15 protein-coding genes are annotated in these 17,710 nt (G+C 71.6%); 8 read left to right on the top strand and 7 right to left on the bottom strand.

What is annotated here, in order from left to right; genetic code table 11:
- The first annotated feature begins 312 nt into the window (after positions 1-312).
- On the top strand, positions 313-822 hold the full coding sequence (locus tag ACLLJJ_RS14985) for an ATP-binding protein (RefSeq protein ID WP_434591056.1): 510 nt from the start codon (positions 313-315) through the stop codon (positions 820-822).
- A gap of 262 nt (positions 823-1,084) precedes the next feature.
- Here ACLLJJ_RS14985 and ACLLJJ_RS14980 read toward each other — a convergent pair whose 3' ends face one another.
- A complete protein-coding gene (locus ACLLJJ_RS14980; RefSeq protein ID WP_434591054.1) occupies positions 1,085-2,014 on the bottom strand; it encodes a cyclase family protein in 930 nt (309 codons plus the stop codon).
- 84 nt (positions 2,015-2,098) lie between these two features.
- Here ACLLJJ_RS14980 and ACLLJJ_RS14975 point away from each other — a divergent pair, with 84 nt between their 5' ends.
- The 3 genes from ACLLJJ_RS14975 (at position 2,099) to ACLLJJ_RS14965 (ending at position 5,916) form a co-directional block, all read left to right on the top strand.
- Positions 2,099-3,013, top strand: a complete 915-nt coding sequence (locus ACLLJJ_RS14975) for an SDR family oxidoreductase (protein WP_434591052.1) — start codon at positions 2,099-2,101, stop codon at positions 3,011-3,013.
- A 477-nt stretch (positions 3,014-3,490) separates the two neighbouring features.
- The gene (locus ACLLJJ_RS14970) at positions 3,491-4,870 is read left to right on the top strand and encodes an acyl-CoA dehydrogenase family protein (RefSeq protein WP_434591050.1); all 1,380 of its coding nucleotides are present in this window, start codon (positions 3,491-3,493) and stop codon (positions 4,868-4,870) included.
- Positions 4,867-5,916: a Zn-dependent alcohol dehydrogenase gene (locus tag ACLLJJ_RS14965; RefSeq protein ID WP_434591047.1), complete on the top strand. Its 1,050-nt coding sequence runs from the start codon at positions 4,867-4,869 to the stop codon at positions 5,914-5,916. Before ACLLJJ_RS14970 ends, ACLLJJ_RS14965 begins: the two co-directional genes overlap by 4 nt.
- A gap of 66 nt (positions 5,917-5,982) precedes the next feature.
- On the opposite strand, the gene ACLLJJ_RS14960 is transcribed toward ACLLJJ_RS14965, so the two are convergent.
- Complete coding sequence (locus ACLLJJ_RS14960; protein ID WP_434591044.1) at positions 5,983-7,008, bottom strand: GlxA family transcriptional regulator; 1,026 nt, start codon at positions 7,006-7,008, stop codon at positions 5,983-5,985.
- A 123-nt stretch (positions 7,009-7,131) separates the two neighbouring features.
- On the opposite strand from ACLLJJ_RS14960, the gene ACLLJJ_RS14955 reads away from it, so the two are divergent.
- Positions 7,132-8,337: an MFS transporter gene (locus ACLLJJ_RS14955; RefSeq protein WP_434600426.1), complete on the top strand. Its 1,206-nt coding sequence runs from the start codon at positions 7,132-7,134 to the stop codon at positions 8,335-8,337.
- A gap of 244 nt (positions 8,338-8,581) precedes the next feature.
- Positions 8,582-9,850, top strand: coding sequence for an MFS transporter (locus tag ACLLJJ_RS14950; RefSeq protein ID WP_434600425.1), 1,269 nt, complete (start codon positions 8,582-8,584; stop codon positions 9,848-9,850).
- 11 nt (positions 9,851-9,861) lie between these two features.
- Here the strand turns inward: ACLLJJ_RS14950 and ACLLJJ_RS14945 are convergent, their stop codons facing one another.
- The 4 genes from ACLLJJ_RS14945 to ACLLJJ_RS14930 all read right to left on the bottom strand — a co-directional run bounded on the left by ACLLJJ_RS14945 (position 9,862) and on the right by ACLLJJ_RS14930 (position 15,643).
- A complete protein-coding gene (locus tag ACLLJJ_RS14945) occupies positions 9,862-10,476 on the bottom strand; it encodes a flavin reductase family protein (RefSeq protein WP_434600424.1) in 615 nt (204 codons plus the stop codon).
- Positions 10,477-10,545: 69 nt separating this feature from the next.
- Positions 10,546-11,382, bottom strand: a complete 837-nt coding sequence (locus ACLLJJ_RS14940) for an enoyl-CoA hydratase/isomerase family protein (protein WP_434591041.1) — start codon at positions 11,380-11,382, stop codon at positions 10,546-10,548.
- Positions 11,383-11,653: 271 nt separating this feature from the next.
- Positions 11,654-13,894 carry an acetate--CoA ligase family protein gene (locus ACLLJJ_RS14935; protein ID WP_434591038.1) on the bottom strand — a complete coding sequence of 747 codons (2,241 nt, stop codon included), beginning with the start codon at positions 13,892-13,894 and terminating at the stop codon, positions 11,654-11,656.
- A 570-nt stretch (positions 13,895-14,464) separates the two neighbouring features.
- Entirely contained in the window at positions 14,465-15,643 is a 1,179-nt protein-coding gene (locus ACLLJJ_RS14930) for a flavin-containing monooxygenase (RefSeq protein ID WP_434600423.1), read from the bottom strand.
- A 178-nt stretch (positions 15,644-15,821) separates the two neighbouring features.
- Here ACLLJJ_RS14930 and ACLLJJ_RS14925 point away from each other — a divergent pair, with 178 nt between their 5' ends.
- Together ACLLJJ_RS14925 and ACLLJJ_RS14920 are read left to right on the top strand one after the other, a co-directional pair.
- Complete coding sequence (locus tag ACLLJJ_RS14925) at positions 15,822-16,271, top strand: DoxX family protein (RefSeq protein ID WP_434591035.1); 450 nt, start codon at positions 15,822-15,824, stop codon at positions 16,269-16,271.
- Positions 16,271-16,795, top strand: coding sequence for a Zn-ribbon domain-containing OB-fold protein (locus ACLLJJ_RS14920; RefSeq protein ID WP_434591032.1), 525 nt, complete (start codon positions 16,271-16,273; stop codon positions 16,793-16,795). The genes ACLLJJ_RS14925 and ACLLJJ_RS14920 overlap by 1 nt, the downstream gene beginning before the upstream one ends.
- Positions 16,796-16,955: 160 nt before the next feature.
- On the opposite strand, the gene ACLLJJ_RS14915 is transcribed toward ACLLJJ_RS14920, so the two are convergent.
- Positions 16,956-17,666 (bottom strand): pyridoxine/pyridoxamine 5'-phosphate oxidase, encoded by a 711-nt coding sequence (locus ACLLJJ_RS14915; protein ID WP_434591030.1) that lies wholly within the window; start codon positions 17,664-17,666, stop codon positions 16,956-16,958.
- Positions 17,667-17,710 lie beyond the last annotated feature (44 nt).

Genomic DNA, 17,710 nt, shown 5'->3' with positions numbered 1-17,710 from the left:
CTGCGCTCCGGTACGCTCCGTGGGATGCGAGCGGTGATGAATCACAGCTGTCCCGGTGTTGCCAGTGCGGCGACTCCGGGTGCCGGTGTGTGCGCCGTTCGCGCCGTGCGGTGGCGCCGTGTGCGCCCCTGTTCGACTCTCCGCAGCGTGCGTCGCACAGTATGCAGCACGCGTACTCCTTCGCGCTGGAATATGCCCGAAGCGCTTGTTGCGGTGACTGTACGTCAACCATGCTGTCCCATAAGGGAGTCACGTTCCGTGACCCTGTGGAGACGCGAGGCGATGTGTCCGCCGGTTCGGATGGTGTGAGCGGTGCAGGTGCTTCAGGTGCAATTGGAGGTTGGGCCCGATCCCGCGGAGGTGGGGCGGGCTCGGAGGTGGGCGCGCTCGCGACTCGTCGGGTCGGGGATAAAGGCCGATGAGCCGCTTGCCGAGACGCTGATCCTGCTCATCTCGGAACTCGTCACCAACGCTGTGGTGCACACGGGCTGTCCCGCCGTGCTACGCATGCTCTTCGGCACAGCCGACGACGGCACGGTGCGGGTCGAGGTCGCGGACTCCAGCGCACGGCCGCCGCAGCAGCGGCACGCCGAGGGCGGCGACTGCAACGGGCGCGGCCTTGAGCTCGTCGACGGGCTCGCGGACCGCTGGGGCTGGCAGTCCGAGGGTGCGGGCAAACGGATCTGGTGCGAGGTCGACCGGTGCGAGGCGACTGCTGCCGAGGCGGCGGACGCGGGCAACCGGGGAGCGCCCGAGGGAGCGCCGGTGACGTACGGAACGGGGGCGTACGAGCCGTCGTGCGCCGTCATTAATCGGGTCTGACGCGCAAATCGCCGCCCCGGTGTTGACGGGTCGTGGTGGCCTGATCACCCTGGGGTGTGGCGATTCGTCGTGAGGGGACGCCGAGGGGCTGAGGCGCCTCGGCGAGCGCGGATCGCGGTTCGGCGCCGGCAGGGCCCGTGCGCCGGAACCGGGTGGCGGCCGCCGTGCAGAGTTTCGGGGCGTGCAAGGGCGCGCCGCCACCCAAAGACCCGGTCGGCCGCCGGGAGTGGCTCCTCCGGGGGCCTGGGTGGCCGGTGCGGCTTCAGAGGATGGCCACCGGGGCGACGGGGCTGCCCGTGCCGCCGACGAACGGCTCCGGCGTCGCGGAGAGCAGGAACGCGTACCGCTTCTCTTCCGCACAGGCTGTGGACAACTCTTCGAGATTCCAGTTCTGCCCCTGGAGCATGCCCAGCTCGACCAGGTCGAGCGCGTGCACCGGCAGCCACAGGTTCTCGACCTCCGGCGGGAAGATCTCGAAGGTCAGGGTGTCGTTCGCGACCGCCGCGACGTCGCGGGCGTGGAACCACTCGGGCGTACGCAGGGACAGACCGGGCGACGGGTACGCGTAGCCGTGCTTGTCGCCCGCGAGGTAGATCTGGATCTGCCCGGTCCGTACGAGCACGATGTCGCCGCCCCCGACCCGGGTGCCCGCCAGCTCCTCCGCGGCTTCGAGATCCTCGGGCGTCACCGCGTGATCGCCCGCCAGCCGGTCGACGCCCTTCGCGCGGGCCACGTCGAGCAGCACCCCGCGCGAGACGATGTGGCGGGCCTTCTCGATGCCGCTGAACCGGGCGCGGGTCTGCGCGGTGACGGTGTCGGCCGGGCGGCCGTTGTAGATCTTTCCCGAGTGCGAGGCGTGGGTGAGGGCGTCCCAGTGGGTGGCCGTCTGCAGGCCCAACGTCACGACGTCGTCGCTGGTGGCGACCGTTCCCGGGCCGAAGAGCTCCTGGTTGATCTGGACCATGGCGTGGAGCGGGTTGACCCGGCCGGGGATCATGCCCGTCTGTACGCCGTCCTGTTGCAGGGGCAGCGCGAGAGGGATGCGGCGGCCGGTACGGACAGCGGTGGCCGCGGCGGTGCGTACGACCTCGTCGGTGATGAGGTTGAGGGTGCCGATCTCGTCGTCCGCGCCCCAACGCCCCCAGTTGTTCACGCGCTTGGCGATGTCGTGGAACTCGGCGGGCAATGACATGGGGCTCCCTCGGGTCTTGTGTTCGGGCCGCTGCGTACCCATAAAATCTAACGGTCCGTCAGAAACCGTGGGAAGGGGCCGGACATGGGGAACTTCTTGGCAGGCAAGGTCATCGCCGTCACAGGTGCCGGGCGAGGCATCGGCCGCGCGATCGCCCTGGCCTGCGCGGCCGAGGGCGCGCGGGTGGTCGTCAACGACTACGGCGTGTCCATGGAAGGCGCCGAGCCGACCAGCGAGGTCGCCGAGGCGGTGGTGAAGGAGATCATGGCGGCGGGCGGTGAGGCCGTCGCGGTCGCGGACGACATCTCGACGATGGCGGGCGGGCAGCGGATCGTCGACGTCGCGCTGGCGCGGTTCGGCCGGGTGGACGGGGTGGTGTGCGTCGCGGGCATCCTCCGCGAGCGGATGCTGTTCAACATGACCGAGGAGGAGTGGGACCCGGTCGTCGCCACACACCTCAAGGGCACGTTCACCGTCTTCCGGGCGGCGTCCGCGGTGATGCGGCGCCAGGGCACGGGGACGCTGATCGGGTTCACCAGCGGCAACCATCAGGGCAGCGTGGCGCAGGCCAACTACAGCGCGGCCAAGGGCGGAATCATCTCGCTGGTGCGGAGCGCGGCGCTCGGGCTCCACAAGTACGGCGTGACGGCGAACGCGGTGGCGCCGGTGGCGCGGACGCGGATGTCGGCGAACGTACCCATGGAGCTGAAGGAGATCGGCGAGCCCGAGGACGTGGCGGCGCTCGTCGTCTATCTGCTCAGCGAGCGCGCCCGGGACGAGCGGATCACCGGGCAGGTCTATACGATCGCCGGCCCGAAGATCGCGGTCTGGGCCCAGCCGAGGGAACTGCGCGCGGGCTACGCGGAGGGCGGCGCGTGGACGCCGGAGCGGATCGCGGACTTCCTGCCGGGGACGGTGGGAGTGGATCCGATGCCGTTGCTGGCACAGGTGGAGGAAATGGCGGCGGCGGCTGCGGTGAAGGGGCGGCCCAATGCGTGAGGGGGGGGGTGGTGCGGGTGCGTGGGCCGGTGCGGGAGTGGGTGCGGGTGCGTGGGCCGGTGCGGGTTGCCTGCGGCGCTGTTCCCCTACCCGCCCCTTCCCGAAGCTGGGGCTCCGCCCCAGACCCCGGTCCTCAAACGTCGGACGGCTGAGGTGGATGGGGTGGGAGTGAGAGGGAGTGGCTCTGCGTTCCGGTCCTGGTCCTCAAGCGCCGGACGGGCTGAGGTGGGTGGGGTGGAAGCGTGCCGCGAGTCTGACGGTCTGGTGCTCGCTGCAAGCAGAGCCGCAGAAAATCCAGCCCGTCCGGCGTTTGAGGACACGCCCGTAGGGCGTCCGGGGGCCGGGGGCTCGCCCCCGGTTCTGGGAAGGGGCGGGTAGGGGACAAGCCCCGCGCAGCGGCCCACCCACCCGCACCCGCAAACCCACCCCGCACCGGGACCCCCCACCCCACACCCGCAGCAACACAGGAGGCGCACGGTGGACTTCGGCTTCGGCGCAGACGACGACGCGTTCCGGGCAGAGGCCCGCGCCTGGCTCCAGGCGCACCTGGTCGGGGACTTCGCCGCAGCCGCCGGCCAGGGCGGGCCGGGCAGCGAGCACGAGGGGAACGCCGTTCGGCGCCGATGGGAGCGCGAGCTCGGCCGCGGCGGCTGGATCGGGCTCGGCTGGGCCGGGCCGTCGGACGCCCCGGGGCCTGTACCGGGCTGCGGGCGGCTCGGCTCGGGTGACGGACCGCACGCCCCGCCGGGCGACCCGGGGCCAGCGCCGGGCAGCGGACCGCACGCCCCGCCGGACCACGCCCGGCCCGTGCCCGGAGCCGGGATCGCCCGAGCCTCGGGCAACGCCCCTGGCCCGTACGGGAATCGGCGTGCGTCCCTGACCCAGCAGGTCGTCTGGGCCGAGGAGTACGCCCGTGTCCAGGCACCCGCCCGGGTCGGGCACATCGGCGAGAACCTCCTCGCCCCGACCCTCCTCGCCTACGGCACCGACGCGCAGCGGGCCCGTTTCCTGGCCCCCGTCGCCGCCGGTGAGGAGCTCTGGTGTCAGGGGTACAGCGAGCCCGGTGCCGGGTCCGATCTGGCCGCCGTGCGTACCGTCGCCGTGCGGGAAGGGGGCGTGGGGCCGTACCGCGTCAGTGGGCAGAAGGTGTGGACCTCCCTCGCCCAGGAGGCCGACTGGTGCTTCGTGCTGGCGCGCACCGAAGCGGGGTCGGCCCGGCATCGCGGGCTGTCGTTCCTGCTGGTGCCGATGGATCAGCCGGGGCGTATCGACGTACGCCCCATTCAGCAGTTGTCGGGGACGAGCGAGTTCAACGAGGTCTTCTTCGACGGGGCCGAAGCCGCGGCCGAGCATGTCGTCGGGGGCGAGGGCAACGGGTGGCGCGTCGCGATGGGGCTGCTCGCACTGGAGCGCGGGGTGTCGACCCTGGTCCAACAGATCGGTTTCGAGGACGAGTTGGCGAGAGTGGTCGCAGTCGCCCGGGAATCGGGCGCCCTCGGCGACCCCGTGCTGCGCGACCGCCTCGTACGGCAGTGGGCCGAGCTGCGCACCATGCGGTGGAACGCCCTGCGGACCCTGGGCCGCACCGACGACCCCGGCGCCCCGAGCGTGGCCAAACTGTTGTGGGGCGGCTGGCACCAGCGGCTCGGTGAGCTGGCGATGCAGGTGCGGGGCGCGTCCGCCGCGGTCGGACCGAAGCCGTGGGACGAGGAGCGACCGTACGAACTGGACTTCCTGCAACGGCTGTTCCTCTTCAGCCGCGCCGACACCATCTACGGCGGCTCCGACGAAATCCAGCGCAACATCATCGCCGAGCGCGTACTCGGCCTCCCGAAGGACCGGAAGGAGTCGTTGTGAGAGGTGTCATTTTCGACGGCAAGCAGGCCCGGGTGGTCGACGACCTGGAGATACGGGACCCCGGTCCGGGCGAGGTCCTGGTGGACGTGGCCGCGGCCGGGCTGTGTCACAGCGACCTGTCGGTCATCGACGGGACGATCCCGTTTCCGCTGCCGGCCGTCCTGGGGCATGAGGGCGCGGGCGTCGTCGCGGACGTCGGTCCCGGTGTCACCCATGTGGTGCCCGGTGACCATGTGGCACTGTCCACCCTCGCCAACTGCGGTACCTGCGACCAGTGCGACCGGGGTCGGCCGACCATGTGCCGCAAGGCGATCGGCATGCCGGGGCAGCCCTTCTCCCGCGCGGGGGAACCCCTCTACCAGTTCGCCTCCAACTCCTCCTTCGCCGAGCGCACGGTCGTCAAGGCCGTGCAGGCCGTGAAGATCCCGTCCGACATCCCGCTGACCTCGGCCGCGTTGATCGGCTGCGGTGTGCTGACGGGCATCGGGGCGGTGCTCAACCGTGCGAAGGTCGACCGCGGGGAGAGCGTCGTTGTCATCGGCGCGGGCGGAATCGGGCTCAATGTCGTCCAGGGCGCGCGGATCGCGGGCGCGCTCACCATCGTGGCCGTCGACGCGAACCCGGCCAAGGAGGCGCCGGCCCGGCAGTTCGGCGCGACGCACTTCGTCGAGTCCGCCGCCGCGGTCCGCGAGATCCTGCCGACCGGTGCCGACCACGCCTTCGAGTGCGTCGGAAACACGAGCCTCATCCGGCAGGCCGTCGACCTCCTCGACCGGCGCGGCCAGGCGATCCTGCTCGGGGTGCCCGCGGCGAGCGCCGAGGCGTCGTTCCTGGTCTCGTCGATGTACCTGGACAAGTCGATTCTGGGATGCAGGTACGGGTCGTCACGGCCGCAGCGCGACATCGTGCTGTACGCCGATCTGTACCGCCAAGGGCGGTTGCTGCTCGATGAGTTGGTAACCGAGACCTATCCGGTCGAGGATTTTGCCAAGGCGGCGGACGACGCGCTGCACGGGCGGGTGGCGCGGGGGGTGCTGACGTTCTGACCGAGGGGCGGAAGGCGGCCTGACCGATGGGTCGTCCGTCCGTCCGTCCGACCGCCCGACCGTCGCTCAGGCTCGCGCACCCGCACCCGTGCGGAACGTGCGCCGGTAGACGGTCGGCGGCACGCCCAGCGCGGACTGCAGGTGCTGGCGCATCGACTGGGCCGTGCCGAAGCCCGAGTCCCGCGCCACCTGGTCGACGGACAGGTCCGAGGACTCCAGCAGATGCCGGGCTCGCTCCACGCGCTGCTGTGTCAGCCACTGGCCCGGACTGATGCCGACCTCCTCGCGGAATCGGCGGGTGAAGGTCCGTACGGACATGGATTCCTGCTCGGCCATGTCCCGCAGCTGGATCGGGTCGTGCAGACGGCCGATCGCCCAGGCGCGGGCCGCCGTCGTGGTGGCCAACTGGGGCTCCGGCAACGGGCGTTGGATGTACTGGGCCTGCCCGCCGTCCCGGTGCGGCGGTACGACCGTACGGCGCGCCACATCATTGGCGATCGCCGTGCCGTGGTCGCGCCGCACCATGTGCAGGCACAGGTCGAGCCCGGCGGCGACCCCCGCCGACGTCAGTACGTCGCCGTCGTCGATGAAGAGGACCTCCGCGTCGACCTTGATCAGCGGAAAGAGGGCCTGGAAGTGTTCGGCGGACGACCAGTGCGTGGTGGCGGGGCGGCCGTCGAGGAAGCCGGCGGCGGCCAGGACGTAGCCGCCGGTGCAGATGGCCACCAGCCGGGTGCCCGGCCTGATGTGAGTGAAGGCGGCGGCGAGTTCGTCACTGAGCCGGCCCTCGGTGTAGACGCTGCCCAGTTCGTACGAGGCGGGGACGATGATCGTGTCGGCGGTGGCCAGAAGCTCGGCGCCGTGCTCGACCTGGATGGCGAAGTCCGCGTCGGTGTGGACGGGGCCCGCCTCGATACCGCAGGTCACGACCTCGTACAGCGGCCGTCCCGCGCTGTCCTTGGCGCGGCCGAAGATCCGGTGGGGGATGCCCAGCTCGAAGGGGAGGATTCCGGCCAGGGCGAGCACGACGATGCGGTGCGGGGCGGCGCGTCCGTCGGCGTGGCCCTCCTGCTCGTCGTCGCCCGTGGTCATGGCGTGCTCCCGGATCCGTGATCGGCGGCGTTAATCATTGGTGGTCCAGACCAATTCCTGGTATCTCTCCCCACTGTGACTGATAAGCGTGCGCCGAGCCGGACCATTCCCCCGCCCGTGAAGATGCCGGTGAGCGGCCTGTGGAGTCGCGACTTCCAGCTGTTCTTCGCCGCCCGGACCGTCGCCCGCTTCGGTGACGGCATGGTGCCGGTCGCGCTCGCCGCCGGGTTGCTCGCCACGGGGCGCGGCGCTTCGGCCGTCAGCTTCGCGCTCGGCGCGTGGATGGTGTGCTTCGCCGGGTTCGTGCTGTTCGGCGGCGTACTCGCGGACCGGTTCACGCCGCGTCGCATGATGGTGCTCGCCGACGCGATGCGGCTGGCCGCGGCAGGGGTGCTCGCCCTGGTCTTCGCCCTGGGCGCGCCCGATCTGTGGCTCGTGTACGGACTGAGCGCCCTCAGCGGGCTCGGCGCGGCCCTCTTCCAGCCGGGCGTGGCCAGCATGATCCCGCAGCTGTCGTCCGATGTGCACCGGGCCAACGCGGTGCTCAGGATCGCCGAGTCGCTGGCCGCGATGGCGGGCCCGGCGGTCGCGGGCGTGCTCGCGGGACTCGGCGGCTCCGGCGGCTCCGGGCTGATCTTCGCGGCCAACGCGGCCACCTTCGGGATCAGCGGAGTGTGCCTCTTCCTGATCCGGATCACGCCGATGCCGGGCGCGGGCGGCGGCGGCTCGATGCTGGCCGAACTCATCGGTGGCTGGAACGAGTTCAGGGCGCGGAGCTGGCTGTGGGGCGTCATAGCGATCTGGACCGTGTACGGCGTGACCGTGCTCGGCCCGCTCATCCCCCTGGAGGCGGTTGTCGTCACCGAGCGGCACGGCTCGACGGTGTTCGGGATCATGATGGCCGTCAACGGCGCGGGCAACGCGGTGGGCGGACTGCTCGCGATGCGGCTGAAGCCGCGAAGGCCCCTGTTCGCGGGGGCCTTCGCGCTGTTCGGCGTGACGGCGAACCTGCTGGTGCTCGGTTTCGACGTACCCATGGGGCTGCTCGCGGCGGGGTTCTTCGCGGGGGGTGTCGCCTTCGCGTTCTGGCTGGTCATGTGGTCCACGACCGTGCAGACGCACGTGCCGCCCGAGGCGCTCAACCGCCTGCACGCATACGACGTGGCGGGCTCGCTGATCATGCTCTCGGTGGGGCGCGCACTGGCCGGGCCGGTCGCCGAACGGGTGGGGGCGCGGGAGGTCGTGTTCGCGGGGGTGGTGATGAATGTGCTGGTGTGCGGGGCGCTGCTCTCGGTGCGGGCGATCCGGGGGCTGAAGCGGATCGGATGATCACCGGGCCAGTGCGTCATGGCCCGATCGTATCGAACACTGACCTTTGGGCCACTCGTTGGCGGCGATCGCAGACCGGATGCTGGGCCACGTGACGCAGACAACCGACGACTCAGCTGCCAGTACGACGCCGGACACAGCACCCGCGGCTACGAGTCCGACCGACGCGGCGGGTCGGACCGACCCGGCCGCTCCGCTCGACCCCACCGGCCCCCTCGGCCCGACCGGTCCGCTCGACGCGGGTGTGCGCCCGGGCCGGCGACCGCGCAAGATCCACCGGGCCTGGTTCGTCGCGGCGGTCACCTTTGTGACGATCATCGGCGGGGCCGCCTTCAACTCGCTGCCCGGCCTGCTCATCAACCCGCTCCACCAGGAGTTCGGCTGGTCACGCGGCGAGATCGGTGTCGCCGTCTCCATCGACATGGCGCTGTACGGTCTCACCGCGCCGTTCGCCGCGGCCCTCATGGACCGCTTCGGCATCCGCCGGGTCGTGGTCGTGGCGCTGAGCATGGTCGCCGGGGGCGCGCTCCTCAGCGTCTGGATGACGGCCAGCTGGCAGCTGATGCTCTACTGGGGCCTGCTCGTCGGCCTCGGCACCGGCTCGATGGCGATGGCCTTCTCGGCGACGGTCACCAATCGCTGGTTCGTGGCGCACCGCGGCCTCGTCACCGGCGTCCTCACCGCGGCCGGCGCCTCCGGCCAGCTGGTGTTCCTCCCGCTCTGCGCCTGGATCGTGGAGAACCACGGCTGGCGCCCCGCCTCCATCACCGTCGCCCTCGCCGCGCTGGCCGTCGTACCATTCGTCTGGCTGCTGATGCGGGACCACCCCGCGGACGTCGGACTCGCCCCCTACGGCGGGGAGTTCGTCCCCAAGCCCGCACCGCAGCGTGGCGCGGCGACCCGCGCGGTGAAGGTGCTCTTCAAGGCCGCGCGGACAGGCCCGTTCTGGCTGCTGGCCGGCACCTTCGCGATCTGCGGCGCCTCGACGAACGGCCTGATCCGCACCCACTTCGTGCCCGCGGCGCACGACCACGGCATGCAGATCACGGCGGCGGCGGGACTGCTCGCGATGATCGGCGTCTTCGACATCATCGGCACGATCGCGTCCGGCTGGTTCACCGACCGCTTCGACTCCCGCCGCCTGCTTGCCATTTACTACGCCTTGCGCGGGATCTCATTGCTCTTCCTGCCGATGCTGCTCGCCCCGTCCGTACATCCGCCGATGATTTTCTTCATCGTCTTCTACGGCCTGGACTGGGTCGCCACTGTCCCGCCGACCATCGCCCTGTGCCGCGAGCAGTTCGGTGAGGACAGCGCGATCGTCTTCGGCTGGGTCCTCGCGTCGCACCAGGTGGGGGCCGCGCTGGTCGCTTTCGCGGGCGGTGTGGCGCGCGATGTCTTCGGCAACTACGACATGGTCTGGTACGCCTCGGGCGCGCTGTGCGCGATGGCGGCGCTGATGGCCCTGGTGATCCGGCGCCGGCCGGTGAAGCCGGCCGCGGTGCCGGCGTAGACGCTGGATGCTCAGGATTCGAAGCGGCCGAACTTCCCTCGGTGGAAGAGGAGCGGCTCACCGCTGATGCCGTCGTCGTCGGTCGCGTCGCCCAGCGCGTCGACCCGGCCGACGACGATCAGGTGGTCGCCGCCGGTGTGCACGGTCTGGATCGTGCAGTCGATCCAGGCGGGTACGCCGTCGAGGAGCGGCGACCCGCTCTCCGGGGCCCCCTCGTAGGCCACCCCGGCGAACTTGTCCGCCCCGCTCTTCGCGAATCCGAGGCACAGTGCGCCCTGGTCGGCGCCCAGGATGTTGACGCAGAAGACCCCGGCGCGGGCGATGCGCGGCCAGGTCGTCGACGTACGGGCGACCATGAAGGCCACCAGGGGCGGGTCGAGCGAGAGCGAGGCGAAGGACTGGCAGGCGAAACCGGCCGGGCCGGGCTCGCCGTCCACGGCGGGCGCGGTCACCACGGTGACGCCACTCGCGAACTGGCCCAGTACGCGCCGGAATTGGGCCGGATCGACCGGCAGTCGCTCGTCCTCGCCGACGGCCCGCAGGTCGGGGCGCGGTAGCGCGTCGAAGGGCTCGGTGGCGGTGGCCGCCCCGACGGACCTGAGGTATCGGACGGCGGTGGCCGCCATCCCTGCGTGTCCCATCACACTCGCCATTGAAGCTGACGGGCCGTCAGAAGTGAAGGGAGAATGGGGCGTTCAGAGCCCCCGGTATTTCGGTGTGCGCCGCTCGACGAAGCTCGCCACCCCCTCGTTCGCGTCCGCCGTCGTCATGTTGACCTCCTGCGCGGCGGCCTCCGCGGCGAAGGCGCCGGCGCGGTCGGAGTCGAGGGAGGCGTTCACCAGCTGTTTGGTGAGGGCGAGGGCCCGTGTGGGACCACCGGCGAGCCGCTCGGCCCAGGCGCGGGCGGTGTCCGCGAGCTCCTCGGCGGGGACGACCCGGTTGACCAGCCCCATCCGGTGCGCCTCCGCGGCCGGGAGCGAGTCGCCGAAGAACATCAGCTCCTTCGCCCGCTGCGGACCGACCAACCGGGGGAGGAGATAGGCCCCGCCGCCGTCGGGGACGAGTCCACGGCGTACGAAGACTTCGATGAACTTGGCCGATTCGGCGGCCAGTACGAGATCGCAGGCGAGCGCGAGATGCGCGCCGAGCCCCGCTGCGGTGCCGTTGACGGCGGCGATCACCGGCTTCTCGCAGTCCAGGACCGCGCCGATGAGCCGCTGCGCGCCGAGCCGGATCGTACGGGCCACATCCCCGGCGACCCGCTCGGTGGACCCGACGGCACCGCTGCGCAGGTCCGCCCCGGCGCAGAATCCCTTGCCGGTCGCGGTGATGACGACGGCGCGGACGGCGGGGTCGGCGGAGGCGTCGCCGAGCAGCGAGATCACCCGCTCGCGCTGGTCCCGGGTGACGGCGTTCATGGCTTCGGGGCGGTTGAGGGTGATCCATGAGACGCCGTTGTCAGTGGCGTGCAGTACCAATGAATCAAGAGTTTCCACTGATTCTTCGACGACTTCACGGGGGGAGTCGGTCATGATCTTGCTCCTGTCCAGGAAAGTTCAGCGGTTCCGGTGCTTCCTGCCCGCCCTGGGGGTCCGGCGTATTCAGCCCGTCCGGCGCAGCCGGCTCGTCCGGCGTCTGATGGCAAGGGTGGTCCGGGGGCGTGTCCCCGGTTTCGGGAAGGGGCGGGTGGGCGACGGCGCGGCAAGCACTCCGCGCCGCGCCCCGGGCACTCCGCGCATCGCCACAGGCACCCCGCACCACGGGCGCGCCCGCACCCGCCCCGGAGCGACGGCCGCCGTCACCTCACCGGCACACCGCGAGCGCGTCCAACGCCACCGCCCCCTGCCCCCGAGGCAGCACCATCAGCGGATTGATGTCGAGCTCGGACAGGTCGTCGCCCAGCTCCAGCGCCATCCGCTGGACCCGCAGCACGACCTCGACCAGCGCGTCCACATCCGCCGGGGGCGCGCCCCTGATGCCTTCGAGGAGTGCGTGGCCGCGCAGTTCGCCGAGCATGGCCCGTGCCTGGTCCTCGCCGAACGGCGGCACCCGCACGCTCGCGTCGCCGAGCACCTCGACCAGGACACCGCCGAGCCCCACGGTCACCGTCGGGCCGAACAGCGCGTCCTGGGTCACGCCCACGACCATCTCGACCCCGCGCTCGATCATCTGGCAGACCAGCACGCCGTCCAGCTCGACCCCCTCATACCGGGCGATGTCCGTCAGCTCGCGATAGGCGTCGCGGATCTGGCTGGCGGAGGTCAGCGCGACCTTCACCAGGCCCAGTTCGGTCTTGTGGGCGAGCTGGGGCCCGGACGCCTTCATGACGACCGGGTATCCGACGAGCCCCGCCGCCCGTACGGCCGCCGCCGCGCTGGTCACCAACTGCTCACGCGGTACGCGGATTCCGTACGCCCGCAGGAGCTGCTTCGCCGCGTGCTCGCTCAGCTGCCGGCCCGGCCGCATCAGAGCCTGCGCCTTGCGGAAGGAGGGGGAGTGGGTGCGCGGCGCCTCGTCGAACGGGGAGCGGTACCCGGTGGTGAAGCGGTGATGGCCGAGATAGGCGTGTACGGCGGTGATGCAGTTGCCGAAGGTGCGGAAGGTGGCGGCGCGCGAAGAGCCGAGGAGCGTCGTGCGGTAGGCGTCCTCGGTGCCCACGGGGGAGCCCCAGACGACGCACACCAGCTTGTCCGTGGCTTCCGCCGCGTCCACCAGGTCCTGTGCCAGCTTGTCGCTCATCGGTGGGAACGGGCCGGTGATCGGGCAGATCAGCACGCCCACCGACGGGTCCGCCAGGATCGCCTCGATGATCTTTGGCCCGCGCCAGTCGCCGACCGGGTGGCCGCCGTTGTCGACGGGGTTGGCGACGCTCAGAAAGTCGGGTATCCAGGTGTGCAGCTCGGCCTGTTTGGCTGCCGAGAGCTCCGGCAGTCGCAGTCCCGCCGCCGTGGCCAGGTCCGAGAAGTGCGCGCCCGTGCCGCCCGAGATCGAATAGACGACGACCCCGTCGGCCACCGGCTTCCTGGCGCGCGCCAGTAGGGCCGCGGTGTCCTGGAGTTCGTCGAGCCCATCCACCCGGATCACCCCGAACTGCCGCATCGCCGCGTCCACGACCTGGTCGGCGCCGGTCAGCTTGCCGGTGTGCGACGCGGCCATCCGGGCGCCCGTCTCCGTGCGGCCCACCTTGACCGCGACCACCGGCACACCCGCCCGTGCGGCCCGGTCGGCGGCGAGCAGGAAGGAGCGACCGTCCTTCAGGCCCTCGACGTAACAGGCGATGGCCCCGACCTCGGGCTGTTGGGCGAAGTACGAGATGAAGTCGGCGGTTTCCAGGTCGGCCTCGTTGCCGGTCGGCGCCCAGTGGGAGAGCCGGATGCCCAGCTCCTGAAGCGCGTAGACCGGACGGCCCTGGTGGCCGGACTGGGTGATCAGTGCGATGGCGGGCCCTTCGAGGTCCTCGCGGAATTCCTCGAAGGCGTTGAGGTTGGTGTTGGGTCCGAGCAGCCGCAGCCCGGACCGTTCCACCGCGGCGGCCAGCCGTGCCTGAGCGGCGGCGCCCTCCTCGCCGGCCTCCGCGAAGCCGGACGCGAAGGCCACCGCGAACTTGACCTTGGCCTCGGCCAGTTCCCCGATGACCGGGAGGGGGTCAGCTACGAGCAGTGCGGCCAGATCGACCTGCTCGGGCAGGTCCCCGACGGAGGGAAGACAACGCAGACCGAACACGGACGTACGGGTGGGGTGGACCGGATACAGCCGGGCACCGACCCGCTCGGCCCAGGCGATGAGCTGGCGGGTGATGCCGGTGTTGGGCCTGCCTTCGGTGTCGGAGGCGCCGATGACAGCCACCGATTCGGGTCGGAAGAAGCGGTCGAGGTCGGGGACTGGGGCGTGCAGCGGTCGGCTGCTGACATCCAGGTCGCCCGCCGCAGCGCCGGTTCCTGCGGAGGTGCTGCCGTGGACGGCATCGGGTCGGGGCTGCTCTCCGCAGGCCACAACGCGGGCGCGGAGATCTGTGGTGAGGGTGCCGTGGGTAGATCCAAGCATCGTTTCAGCCCGCTCCTGCTCGTCGGCCAACAGAACTGACGCATAGTCAGGTTACTGAACTGACGGCTCGTCAGGAATAGTTGGGCAGGCAAAGCCTGACGGGAGACTTCGGGAGAGTCCCCGGGCGGCCCCGAGGAAGGCCCCGGTGCGCACGCTGTTCTGCGCCGGAGTGCGTTGTCTCCAGCGGGCCGGACGCGGCATCCGCACCATGCGCGCTCCGGCCCCGCACGCTCTCACGCGCCCGGCCGCCGGACCAGAAGGCCCGGCGGCTTCCGGCCACGGACGCGAGGGGCGGCACGGGCGGCCTGGGCGGCACGGGCGGGCGGCGCCCGGTCGACAGACCTCATGGTCGATGTCGATGCCGATGCCGATGCCGATGTCGATGCCGACGCGGGGGCGGGGCGTCCGGGCGTCTGTGATGCCCCGACGCCTCGGCGGCTCGCGGCCGGCGGCGGGACTTGGCCCGCGGGGCCGCCTGCCCGCCTGTCGGCGGTGGCGCCTGCCCGCGAGGCCGCCTGTCGGCGGTGGCGCGGGGTCGGGTGGGGCGGCGCTCCCGGTCGAGGCGCCCGGTCAGTGGGACTTCGTACGTGCCGCCACCGCTCGGGCGACCTTCCGCGCGTCCCTCGCCATCTCGCGGAGCATTCCGCTGATCGGGTTCGTGTACCCGATGAAGTAGAGCCCCGCGGCCTTCGCGGGCGTGCGGGCGCCATGGGCGTGCGGGCGCCCGCGGTCGTCGAGGACGCCCAGGTGGCCGACCAGGTCTTCCAGGGCACGGCGGTAGCCCGTCGCGGCGATCACCGTGTCGGGCGTGATCCGGGAGCCGTCCGCGAGGATCACCTTGCCGTCCTCGAAGGACTCGACGGCCGCGACCGGTTCGACCTTCCCGCGTCGTACGGCGTCGATCAGGCCCACGTCCTGGACGGGGATCGCTCCTTGGCGGACCCGGGAGTACAGGCCGCCCGCCGGGCGCCGCAGGCCGTGCGCCGACAGGTCGGGGACGGAGATGCGGCCCAGTACGTCACCCGCCCGGTCCACCAGGCCGACCGGCAGCCGTCGCACCAGGATGCCGGTGCGCTGGGCGGGCCAGCCCGCGGTCGAACGGCGCAGGATGTACGGAGGCGTACGCACCGCGAGCCGCACCCGCGAGGCCCCGCCCTCCACCAGGTCGACGGCAATCTCCGCGCCCGTGTTGCCGGTTCCGACGACGAGGACGTCCTGGCCCGCGTAGGGCGCGGCGTTGCGGTAGGTGCCCGCGTGCAGCAGTTCGCCGCGGTAGGTGTTCCGGCCGGGCCAGTCGGGGACGCGCGGGGTGTGGTTGTAACCGGTGGCGACGACCACGGCCGAGCCGGTCAGCTCCCTGCCGCCGGTGGCGTGCAGCACCCAGCCGGCGCCGTCGGGCGCGGCGGTGACGCGCGAGACCTCGACGCCCGTGACGACCTCCAACTGGTGGAATTCGACGTACTTGTCCAAGTAGCGGACGACGTTGTCGCGGGAGACCCAGCGCCCGAACGAGCGCGGTATCGGCAACCCCGGCAGGGCGGACAGCCGACGCGTGGTGTGCAGGCGCAGCCGGTCGTAGTGGCCGCGCCAAGACGCGCCCACGGTGTCGGACTTTTCCAGCACGACGGCTCGTACGCCCTGTCGGCGCAGTGCCGCGGCGGCGGCGAGTCCGCCCGGCCCGCCGCCGATGACGTAAACGGGTCGGTCGTTCGTGGTGTCGGCCATGAGTTGTGAGCGTAATGGCGGCATTTCTTGATAGGTCTCGGTCAAGACCGAAATCGGTTGCGAATCGATCACGGTCCGTCGCCAGTTGGCACCTCACTGTCCCGGCCGACCGTCCCCGGCGGTCCTGCCTCTTGCGCGCGACGCCCCGATCGGTTGAACTGACGTACCGTCAGGTTTGTGCGGGGCAGAGAGGTGGACCGGGATGCAGACCGTCTGGCTCGGCGGCGCCGAGTGGCTTGCCGTGCTGCGCATAGGGCTGGGCCTGTGGTGGCTGGAGAGCTGGCGCCACAAGGACAAGAAGGGGTGGTTCGAGCGCGGTACGGGCATCGCCTGGGCGGCGGACGTCGCCGGCGAACACAAGTGGCCCGCGGTGAACACCGGCTTCCGGACGGTGGTCGCGCCCCGCCCCAAGGTCATGGCGTACGTCGTCGTCTACGCCGAACTCGCCATCGGCCTCGGCCTGGTGGTCGGCTTCCTGACCCCGATCGCTCTCGTCGGCGCCCTGCTGCTCAATCTGCTCTATCTGATCCTCATGATTCACGACTGGGCCGAGCAGGGGCAGAACGCCGTCATGGCGCTGGCCACCCTCGTCGCGCTCTTCGCCATGTCCTGGCAGAGCTGGTCCCTCGACAGCGCGATCGGACTGTTCTGATGCCCGCGACTCCGACTCCGACTCCGACCGCGATTGCGACTTTCGCGACCGCGACTCCCGCGACCGCGAGTCCGACGAGTCGAACGACCGCTGCCGCGCCCGACGTCGATGCCTTCACCCGCCCGTACTGGGAGGCGGCGGCGCGGGGGAGCCTATTGCTGCGCCGCTGCCTGGCGTGCGCGAAGGCGCATCACTACCCGCGGGAGTTCTGCCCGTACTGCTGGAGCGAGGACGTCGGCTGGGAGCCGGCGAGCGGTCGCGCCACGCTCTATACCTGGTCCGTCGTGCACCGCAACGACCTGCCGCCCTTCGGTGAGCGCGTCCCGTACGTCGCCGCGGTGGTCGATCTCGCGGAGGGGCCGCGGATGATGACCGAGGTCGTCGACTGCGAGGAGGCGGAGCTGCGGATCGGGATGGCGCTGGAGGTCACGTTCCGGGACGGGGAGGCGGAGGGGTACGCGGTTCCCGTCTTCCGGGAGGCCCAGGAGGCCCGGGCCTCCTGGGGCGCTCGGGTCGGCGGATAGCAGCGCGTCTGGATCCGCGTCTGGATCCGCGTCTGGATCCGCGTCTGGATCCGCGTCCGGATCCGCGTCCGGGCCCGCGTCCGGATCCGCGTCCGGGCCCGCGTCCACGTCCGCGTCGGGTCCGGGTCCGCGTCCGAGGCCCGGTGGGGCAGTGCTTCGGTCACGGCCAGAGCAGTTCCCTGGTCCAGTCGCCGGCGCCGGCGCCACTGGCTCCCCGGCGGTAGCGGAGCCGTACGTGGCGGCGGCGCTCGTCCCCCTGGAAGAACTCCACCTCGGCCGGCTCGACGACGTACAGCGTCCAGGACGGTACGTCGGCCCCGGGATCGGCCTGCGCCTGGCCCCACGCGGCCTGTGAGGCCCGCAGCAAGTGCCCGTACTGCGGCAGGACTTCACTCTGGTGACCGACGAGCGCGGAGGCGAGTGCGCCCGTCGACCGCGCGTGCAGATCGGCCCGGCTCTCCTCGGGTGTTCCGACGGTCACCGGCCCCCTGACCCGTACTTGGCGCCCCTGCGCCGCCCAGTAGAAGCCGAGCGCGGCCTGCGGTGCGGCGGCCAGCTGGCGGCCCTTGGCGCTGGTGGCGTGCGAAGCGAAGTGCCAGCCGCGCTCGTCGGCGTCGTGCAGCATCAACGTCCGTACGTCGGGGAGCCCCTCCCGGTCCACGGTCGCCAGGCTCATCGTGTGCGGCTCGCTCTGACCGGCCTCCACCGCCTCGGCGAACCACCGGTGGAAGAGCGCGAGCGGCTCGCGGGGCGCTGCGGACGTGTCGAACGCCGGCAGCTTCGTGTCCCATACGCGCTGGGAGCGGAGCAGGTCGTGGAAGCCGTCGGCTTCCGGCTGGTGCGGACGCTGCTGCGGATGCGGATTACTCATCCCGTCATCTCACACCATGGGCGTTACGGGACGAATACGCGGCC

The sequence above is a fragment of the Streptomyces sp. A5-4 genome (genome assembly GCF_051131715.1).
GTDB lineage: Bacteria > Actinomycetota > Actinomycetes > Streptomycetales > Streptomycetaceae > Streptomyces.
The sequence above is the reverse complement of the archived record's forward strand: the minus strand, read 5'-3'. Positions and strand labels throughout refer to the sequence as shown.